The following is a 9,042-nucleotide window of genomic DNA, read 5'->3' as shown; positions in this document are numbered from 1 at the left end:
TTTCTGCGTCATGTATACGTCTTTTTGACAGATTATCTGACTTAGGTGTGTTTTGAACTGCCTCCTATTTCTCGTGTCCAAGAAATGGGAGGCAGTTCGAAGGCGGCTGTTTTCTTGTAGAGAATACGTAGGGCGAGAAGGGCTTCTCGCCCTACGCTTCTGGGGTTACAGCAATGGCTGGTCAGCGAAGAAACCATGGTCGTCAAGAAGATTGGAGCCGTCAGCAGCTTCAGTTGCCAGCTGATCGCAGCGCTCGTTAAGCGGATGACCCGCGTGACCCTTGACCCACTTGAAGCTCACCTCATGGTCTTCCATGGCGGAAAGCAAGCGCTTCCAAAGGTCTACGTTTTTGACCGGCTCTTTAGAAGCCGTTTTCCAACCTTTTCTGATCCATCCCGAGACCCATTTTTGATTAAACGCATCAACTACGTACTTGGAATCGGAATAGAGCTCTACCTGACAAGGACGCTTAAGGGCCTCAAGTGCAACAATGACACCGAGGAGCTCCATACGGTTATTTGTAGTGGTTTTATAACCCTGACTGAACTCTTTTGTATGCTGCTGTCCAGAGGGGTCGGTATACAGAAGCACGGCCCCATAGCCACCAGGACCAGGGTTTCCTCGAGACGCACCGTCTGTATAGACTGTGACGTGCATATATGAGGTTGCAGCCTCCATACCAAATCTCCTCTAAAACGTGCGTTGAACGTACTTACTTTGCCTCAGCCCAATTGGAACCATAGCTGACATCAGCAATCAAAGGAACACGCAAGGTTACAACGTCTTCCATGGTCTCTTTTACCAGTTTAGAAACTGTCTCAACCTCTGACTCGAGGACTTCCAAGTCAAGTTCGTCGTGAATCTGGAGAATCAGCTTTGATGCAAGACCTTCATCACGCAGGCGTTTCTCGACATTAATCATTGCAATTTTGATAATGTCTGCAGCACTTCCCTGCATAGGGTGATTCATAGCAGTACGCTCGCCAAAGGCAATGAGCTGGCGATTTGACTGATTGAACTCTCTAATGTGGCGCTTACGACCGTACATGGTAATCGCATAACCAGTCTCGTGAGCAGTACGGACGGAATCGTCAAGGTATGTACGGACTCCAGGATATGCGTCAAAATAGCGGTCAATCATCTCTTGCGCTTCCTTGCGGGAAATCTTCAGAGACGTTGCCAGACCAAAGGCCTGCTGACCATAGACAATGCCAAAGTTAACTGCCTTAGCACGGCTACGAAGTGCTGGCGTGACCTCTTCAACAGGCACGCCAAAGACGCGTGCGGCAGTTGCGGCGTGGAAATCGGCACCAGAGTTAAATGCTGCTACCAGGTGCTCGTCAGCTGAAAGATGTGCCAGCAAGCGCAGCTCAATCTGGGAGTAGTCGCAGGCGAGAAAAACGCTGCCCTCGGGAACGGTAAAGGCAGTACGGACACGATGTCCCAGCTCAGAGCGGGTAGGAATGTTCTGCAGGTTTGGATCAGAGCTGGAAAGCCTTCCTGTTGCAGCAACGGTCTGATTGAATGTGGTGTGGATGCGCTTATCGCCACGAATAAGCGCAGGAAGCGCATCGAGATAAGTTGATTTGATCTTGGCACGCTCACGATACTCAAGAACATCAGCAACAATCTGGTACTCCTGCGCCAGGTCTCCTAGAACCTTTGCGTTGGTGGAGTAAAACCCGGTGCGCGTCTTTTTGAGGCCATAGGTTGGAAGTTTAAGCACGTCAAACAAGATATGAGAAAGCTGGCTTGGAGAATCCAAGTTAAAATCCTCGCCTGCTGTCTGGTGAATACTTGCCACACGCTGCGCAATATCTTCACCCAGCTCCAAAGACTGCTTAGCAAGCTCTTGAGGATCAACGTAGAGACCACGACGCTCCATCGCAGCAAGTACAGGCAAAAGTTGCATCTCCAGAGAAGTAAAGAGCTCCAAAGAACCATCATCTTTAAGCTTTTTAGTAAGCACAGGCACAAGAACCCTAGCAGCTACAGCTCTTAGTGCTGCAGCGGGAATCTCATCTGTAGGCTCAGGAAGCTCAGAGCCAAAGTACAGCTCAACCAAGCCATTAATATCAAAACTTGAACGATCAGACTCAAGTAGATACGCAGCAACACCCGTATCAAAGAGACGATCAGAATCAATGGTTTCAATATCCATCTTCTGTGGCTCGGACGAATCAACAGGACTTACCTCGTGCAGCAACGCCTTAACATCGTCTGCAGCTACACGGGCTTCTCGCAAAATACGCAAGAGTGCTGCAGTTGCATTTTCTCCCTCAAACTTAAGAAGTGCCTTTTCTGTAGACACCCAAAGTGTGCGAGAAAGGCTAAAGAGCGCTCCAGCGTCCGCCGCAGAATCCTCTGCAACGCCAATCCACTCCTGGTTCTCAAGTGCAGCGGTCAGAGCGGCAGATGCGTCTCCTGCCTGCAGAAACTCAGAAGGAATAGGAAGCGTAGGTGTAGTAGAGGCGGTTTGTGCAACTGCGCCAGCGGCAGAGCCACCGGCCATGCGAGCAAGCCTTGAGGTCATGCCCGTAAAGCCCAAAGCCGAGAAAGCCTTGACCACATCATTTGGATCAAACGTTGGGAACTGAGCATCTTCCAGGTTAATATCAAGCGGTGCATCAGTGCGAATAGTTGCAACCTTACGGGAGAGCAGCGCATCATCAATATGCGCGCGAAGGTTTTCTCCCACCTTACCCTTGACCTCGTCAGCGTGGGCAATAACCTCGTCAAGCGAGCCATACTCAACAATCAGAGCTGCGGCTTTCTTAGGGCCAATTCCAGGAACACCCGGAATGTTGTCAGAAGAGTCTCCCTTGAGGCCATAAAAGTCTGGAACAAGCTCTGGCGTAATACCAGCGTAGAGATCTGCCACAGTCTCTGGCGTCATAATTGAGACGTCAGAGACGCCTTTGCGCGTAGAAACAATCTTGACGTTTTCTGTGGAAAGCTGGTACATATCGCGGTCACCCGTGAAGAGTAGCATCTGGTAACCCTCAGCCTCACCACGGCGGGCAAGGGTACCCAAGATGTCATCGCCCTCCCAGCCCTCAAGCTGGCAGACAGGAACATCAAGTGTCTTGAGCAGCTCCTTGACTATGGGGAACTGCGCATGCAAAGCAGGGTCCATAGGAGGACGCTGAGCCTTGTACTGAGGCAACATATCAATGCGAACCTGTGGCTTGCCCTTATCAAACGCACAAATGACACCATCTGGCGAGAAGGACTCAACAAGCTTGATAAACATGTTGAAGAAGCCAAAGAGCGCTCCGGTTGGCGTTCCATCTGGTGCTGCCATAGGCTGACGGATTGCATGGAACGCTCGATGCATGAGCGAGTTTCCGTCAATAACGGCAATAGTTCTGCGCGGTTTAGCTGCATCTTCTTTAGCTGACGTAGCGTCGTTTTGATCTGTAATATCAACTGGCATAGTAGTATCAGACATACCTGCTCCTCTTTGTTTGTGTACCTCTATTGTACTAAGACTTTCTTCGCTTATGCGCGCCAGAGCCTCCGGAAACAAAGCCCACGTCTCTTCTAGCGGCGACTAAATTTTTTGTAATCGTTATGTTTCTGTTTGCATCCTCGCCACCCTCTCAGTGGCAAACGTGCGAAAATAACAACCAACATAACGTGCCTAGCACGCGAGAAAACAGACTAACTGCCAGCATTTACCCACAAGGAGGGGCTGTGGCTCACGACAAAGTTTCTCAGGAATTTGGCTCACTTCTCTTTACCGACGCAGACATGCAAGAACGCCTGCCAAGGCCAACGTACAAGAAACTTCGTAGTGTCATCCAGGACGGCAAACCGCTTGACCTCGACATTGCAAACGAGGTTGCGCATGCCATGAAAGAGTGGGCGCTAGAAAAAGGCGCTACTCACTTCACCCACTGGTTCCAGCCTCTCACAGGTATTACTTCCGAGAAGCACGACAGCTTTATGACTCCTCAGGGAAACGGCACTATTTTGATGTCCTTCTCGGGAAAAGAGCTGGTACAGGGCGAACCTGACGCATCAAGCTTCCCTTCTGGCGGTCTGCGTGCCACTTTTGAGGCTCGCGGTTACACGGTTTGGGATCCTGCAAGCCCAACTTTCATCAAAGATGAAGTCCTCTGCATTCCAACAGCATTTATTTCATACACCGGAGAAGCTCTGGATAAGCGCACTCCTCTGCTTCGTTCCCAGGTTGCCCTAGAGAAGCAGGCCAAGCGCGTTCTTGCACTTTTTGGACAAGAGCCTTCTCGCGTTGTTACAAACATTGGCCCTGAGCAGGAGTACTTCCTTATCAAAGAGGAAGACTTTGAGCAGCGCCCTGACCTTATCCTTTGTGGCCGTACCCTCTTTGGCTGCGAGCCAAGCAAGGGTCAAGAGCTTGATGAGCACTACTTTGGTGCCATTCGTCCAACCGTCAACAACTTCATGAAAGAGCTTGATGACGAGCTCTGGAAGCTGGGCATCCCTGCAAAGACCAAGCACAATGAGGTTGCTCCTTGCCAGCATGAGCTTGCACCTGTCTTTGAGCAAGGTGCACTTGCTATTGACAACAACCTCCTGACCATGGAGAAGCTCAAGCTTCTTGCAACTCATCATGGTCTTGCCTGCCTTGAGCACGAGAAACCCTTTGAGTACGTCAACGGCTCTGGTAAGCACGACAACTGGTCGCTTTCTGCAGACAATGAGAACTTGCTTGAGCCTGGTGATAAACCTGGCGAGAACCTTCGCTTCTTGGTCTTCCTTGCCTGCCTTGTAGCCGCTGTTGACTCACATGCAGATCTTCTGCGCATGTCTGTTGCATCCGCTGGAAACGATCACCGCCTTGGCGCAAATGAAGCACCACCTGCAATTGTTTCCGTCTTCTTAGGTGCTGCACTTTCCGTAATCGTTGATGACCTCATCACAGGTTCCGACGTCCACGGCGCAAAGCGCACTCGTATGGATCTGGGCGTACCAACACTTCCTGCAGTTCTTAGGGACAACACAGACAGAAACCGTACCAGCCCCTTTGCGTTTACTGGTAACAAGTTTGAGTTCCGCATGTGCGGCAGCCAGCAGAATCTTTCTGACCCTAATGTTATTTTGAACACTATTGTTGCTGAGCAGTGTGACCGCTTTGCAAATGACCTTGAAAACGTTTCTGGGGAGAACTTCACTAAGGAAGCCTTGAGGTGGGTCATTAACACCTTTAAGGCTCACGAGCGGATCCTCTTTGAGGGCAATGGCTACTCAGGCGATTGGGAGAAACTTGCCGAGGAGCGCGGTCTTCCAAACCTCCGCACCACCCCTGAGGCACTCCCTGCAATGGTTGCTCCAGAGAACATTGAGCTCTTTGAGCGCTACGGCGTTCTTTCTCAGGCAGAAGCACAGGCTCGCTACATTGCAAAGGCTGAGCAGTACACCAAGGTCCTTAACATCGAAGCTCGTACCATGCTGTATATGACACGCCACATGTACCTGCCTGCCCTCTTTACCTACTCAAGTGATGTTGCCTCTTCAGTTGCTGCTAAACAGGCCATTGGCATTAAGAGTGCAGCAGAGACAGAGATCGTCGAGAAACTCACCGCCGGTATTGACGAAATTTACGCAGCTACCAACAGTCTTGATGAGATCAACACCACAGCTCACCAGATGAAAGATCAACCTCAGGAACAGTGCGAATACTACTGCAATGAGGTTCTTCCTGCTATGGCCCGCCTGCGTAGCGCCGTTGACTCCATGGAGCTCATCTGCGGACATGACTGGTGGCCAGTTCCTAGCTACAACAAGATGCTCTTCTACGTCTAGTGCTTCATCAGAACTTCTTGGCGAGAAAACCGGTCTTCTCGCCACTCCATCTTTAAAGCAAAACGGCTCAGTTTACCTGGGCCGTTTTTTGATGTTCAAATGCTTAACGTATGGAAAGAGCTATGCGTTGACCAACTTACTGTAGGTAGCGTGGACGTCTTCAAGCTTGATGAGATTTCCTTCTGCATCGGTTGGAGCAGGAGCTATCTGCATTGATTCACTTACTGCTGTCAAATTCAGACGATCTGCATACCAAGGCGTTGGTGTTCCCTCAATAACTGGCGAGAAAAACGAGTCCATTTCTCCCATGTGTTCAGCAGAATCTCGTTTGGTAATAAATTCCTGCCATAAATACGCTGAATACGTATGTTTTGACCCCTGACATACAAATGACCTTATCGTAGAGAAATAAGAAGTGCCTGGTAGAATAACTGAAAGATTATCAAAATCGTCTTTAGTAATTGCCCTATAAGCAGCGCTCAGCGGACAAACACAAGCCCTATACCTGCCAAATCCTGTGTCTCTAATAGCTTGATGGGTACTCTCAGAAAATGCGTCAACATTTTCAAACAAACTTTGGATAATTTGAGTGCCTTTATCTAGACCATACTGTCCTAAAAAGAGCGATTCAAACTTCTTGCCCGTATACGTAAGTGCGGGGTCAGGAATAACATACCTTCCACGCAGGCCATCTGTAAGAAGATCGGTCCATTCGTGAGGACGCAAAATCTTTTTCTCATTAAGGCGTTCTTGATTTACCAGTAAAACCAATGGATCTGCAGCGTAGGCATACCAGTGTCCGTTGGCGTCAAAAAACTCAGGGCGCACGTACTGGTCTGTTGAAGAAACTTCAAACGGTTGACAATATGCGGAAGTCTCAAAATTTTGCATAAGAGCTTCGCTTGCCAAGAAAATGACATCGGGTTTCTCAAAACCCCAATCAGCACCAGATTTGGTATCAGAAGTTTCAGACTCTGAACTCTTACCAGAAGTATATGTTTGCTGAATAAACTCCTGAATTTCTTCCTCCGTTGCCTCACCCACCGTAACAGGCAGAGAAAACATTCTTGAATATGTTTCTACCAGGGGCTTTACCGCTTCTTTGGAAGTACATAAAAGATTGAGGGAGCCCTCTCGTTGTGCAAGTTGAATAAGCGCTCGAGCATAGCCTGGAACCTTTGAATTAAGCTGTGGGGGAAGAAGCTCCTGCTGAACATAAGAAATTCCTGGACTCAAAACGTTTGCTACCGTAGCTATTACAGGTGCTGCAACCGCCGAGACAGCCAGGATAATAAATGAGGTTCTTGTAACAGAAGTGGCAGTTGGTGGAGTGCTCTTCTCGTCAGGGTCTTTTGGTCCAAAAGTTTTATGCATCTTCTGGCGCAGACTATCTGGGATAAACTTCACGCTACCTCCTTACCTGCTACATAATCCGTCTGGTCAAACAGATTTTATCCAAAAAAGGCTTTTAGTCCAATCAGGATAAGTACTACACCGCCCACCATCTCGGCACGGTCGCCCAGAAGCGAGCCAAGTTTTTTGCCAATGAACAGAGCAATGGTACAGAGAATTGCGGTAATAATGCCAAAGAGCCCCGAAGCAACCAAAATGTCTACACTATGTGCCCTAAAACTTACCCCAACAGCAAATGCGTCGATTGCTGTAGCAACAGCTTGAAAGAGCAGCTTTCCATAAGAGAGCGTCGTAGCACTTTGCTGGGCTTCTTCCTCATCTTCCTCAGAAGCGTCTTCTTTGAGCGCCTTATAGCCGCTGTACAGCATGTTTGAACCGATGAAGCCAAGAATAACCAAAGAGACCATTCCTGCATACTTCTCAATCAATTCTGCTGCAATGCCGCCAACAAAATAACCGGCAAAAGGCATGCCAAACTGAAAAAGTCCAAAGAAAAGTGGCATACGCATAAGGCGAGAAAACCTATGGTCATCAAAGGCAAAAGTGTTAGAGATGGTGACAGAAAACGCATCTGTTGCAAGCGCCACACCCAGCATTAAAATTTCCAGTAGACCCATGTGTGAGTTCCTAGGTATCATTAAATCTTGTAACACAAAGAAGAAATTTTAACGCCTATGAGCGTTTTTCAGCTACTCTTATACTGAAAAACTACAAGGAGTGTTATGCCCGCTTTAATAACCCACTATCTGTTTGGCGCAGAAGTGGTTCATGATTTACCACAAGAGCTTGTTGCAACTGATGCAGAGGTCAATGCATTCCTTCTTGGAAACCAGGGTCCTGATCCCTTCCTAGCACGTCATCTTGCCTGGCCAAACCACTCACTTGCCTGCAATAGACTACATCGTCGTATGCATGCAGGTCATATTGTTGACGCGTTTCTCTCTATTCGCGATGGTGTTTCTCGCCTACCGCAGAGCGACATGCCCGCTGGTCGTGCGTTTGCGCTTGGCCTCTTAGCACACTACGCGCTGGATAGAATTGTCCATCCATTTGTGTATTCCCAGCAAGATGCACTGATTGAGGCGGAACCATCTCTCAAAAATGCCTACAGAGAACTCCACCCTATTATCGAGACAGACTTAGACTCATACCTTCTCTGGCACATGCGTCACACCACCGTTGAGACGTTCCCACCAGCTGAGGTGCTTGAAGCAATTGAATCAACCAAGCATGTTGGTGGCGCACTCTTCTCACAAGTAGCGCTTCAGGTATTTGGCCTTAATGTTGGCGTTGGTGAGTACGAGAAGGCCCTTCAGGATTACGCTCGCATCTACCACACTGTAGAGCGCACTGATCCTAAGTACACTACTAAGCTTCCTGACGTTTTGTATAAAACCGAGAAGTTCATGCGTCCTTCAAACAATTCATACGTTGCCGCGATGGCTCACCGTATTGTTATGACTGAGGACTTCCCTACCGCTAATCTCAAGCGCCTTCCTTGGAAAGAGCCTTACACAGGAGAAATTAAGACTGAAAGTATTCTTGATCTTATGGATGAAGCTCGTGAGTTCTACAAAGAGCTTGTTCAGGCAACTATCTTAGGTCAAAGAATCACCCTGGAAGAGCTGGTCGACGGTATCAATTACATGGGCAAACCCGTTGTAGAAATGGTTGATGACGAGGACTAACTCACGGCAAAATACAAATGCGTTGAGCATTCAAACACGTAAGAGAAAAGCGGCTACTTGAACTGCCTCCCATTTCTTGGACACGAGAAATAGGAGGCAGTTCAAAACACACCTAAGTCGGATAATCTGTTAAAAAGACGTATACATGACG

General features: G+C 48.6%; 6 protein-coding genes. 2 read left to right on the top strand and 4 right to left on the bottom strand.

Annotated features, from left to right (window positions below; genetic code table 11):
* Positions 1 to 165 precede the first annotated feature (165 nt).
* Together rnhA and polA are read right to left on the bottom strand one after the other, a co-directional pair.
* Complete coding sequence (rnhA, locus tag RWJ43_RS04635) at positions 166 to 678, bottom strand: ribonuclease HI (RefSeq protein WP_314008362.1); 513 nt, start codon at positions 676 to 678, stop codon at positions 166 to 168.
* 34 nt (positions 679 to 712) lie between these two features.
* Positions 713 to 3,451 (bottom strand): DNA polymerase I, encoded by a 2,739-nt coding sequence (polA, locus tag RWJ43_RS04630; RefSeq protein ID WP_314008360.1) that lies wholly within the window; start codon positions 3,449 to 3,451, stop codon positions 713 to 715.
* Positions 3,452 to 3,696: 245 nt separating this feature from the next.
* Between polA and RWJ43_RS04625 the strand changes: the two genes are divergently transcribed.
* The gene (locus RWJ43_RS04625) at positions 3,697 to 5,790 is read left to right on the top strand and encodes a glutamine synthetase III (RefSeq protein ID WP_314008358.1); all 2,094 of its coding nucleotides are present in this window, start codon (positions 3,697 to 3,699) and stop codon (positions 5,788 to 5,790) included.
* 120 nt (positions 5,791 to 5,910) lie between these two features.
* On the opposite strand, the gene RWJ43_RS04620 is transcribed toward RWJ43_RS04625, so the two are convergent.
* Complete coding sequence (locus tag RWJ43_RS04620) at positions 5,911 to 7,197, bottom strand: ABC transporter substrate-binding protein (RefSeq protein ID WP_314008355.1); 1,287 nt, start codon at positions 7,195 to 7,197, stop codon at positions 5,911 to 5,913.
* 44 nt (positions 7,198 to 7,241) lie between these two features.
* Positions 7,242 to 7,820 carry a manganese efflux pump MntP family protein gene (locus tag RWJ43_RS04615; RefSeq protein WP_314008352.1) on the bottom strand — a complete coding sequence of 193 codons (579 nt, stop codon included), beginning with the start codon at positions 7,818 to 7,820 and terminating at the stop codon, positions 7,242 to 7,244.
* A gap of 105 nt (positions 7,821 to 7,925) precedes the next feature.
* Here RWJ43_RS04615 and RWJ43_RS04610 point away from each other — a divergent pair, with 105 nt between their 5' ends.
* Positions 7,926 to 8,891 (top strand): zinc dependent phospholipase C family protein, encoded by a 966-nt coding sequence (locus tag RWJ43_RS04610; RefSeq protein WP_314008349.1) that lies wholly within the window; start codon positions 7,926 to 7,928, stop codon positions 8,889 to 8,891.
* Positions 8,892 to 9,042 lie beyond the last annotated feature (151 nt).

Source organism: Lancefieldella parvula (assembly GCF_963530955.1).
Taxonomy (GTDB): Bacteria; Actinomycetota; Coriobacteriia; order Coriobacteriales; family Atopobiaceae; genus Lancefieldella; species Lancefieldella parvula_A.
The sequence above is the reverse complement of the archived record's forward strand: the minus strand, read 5'-3'. Positions and strand labels throughout refer to the sequence as shown.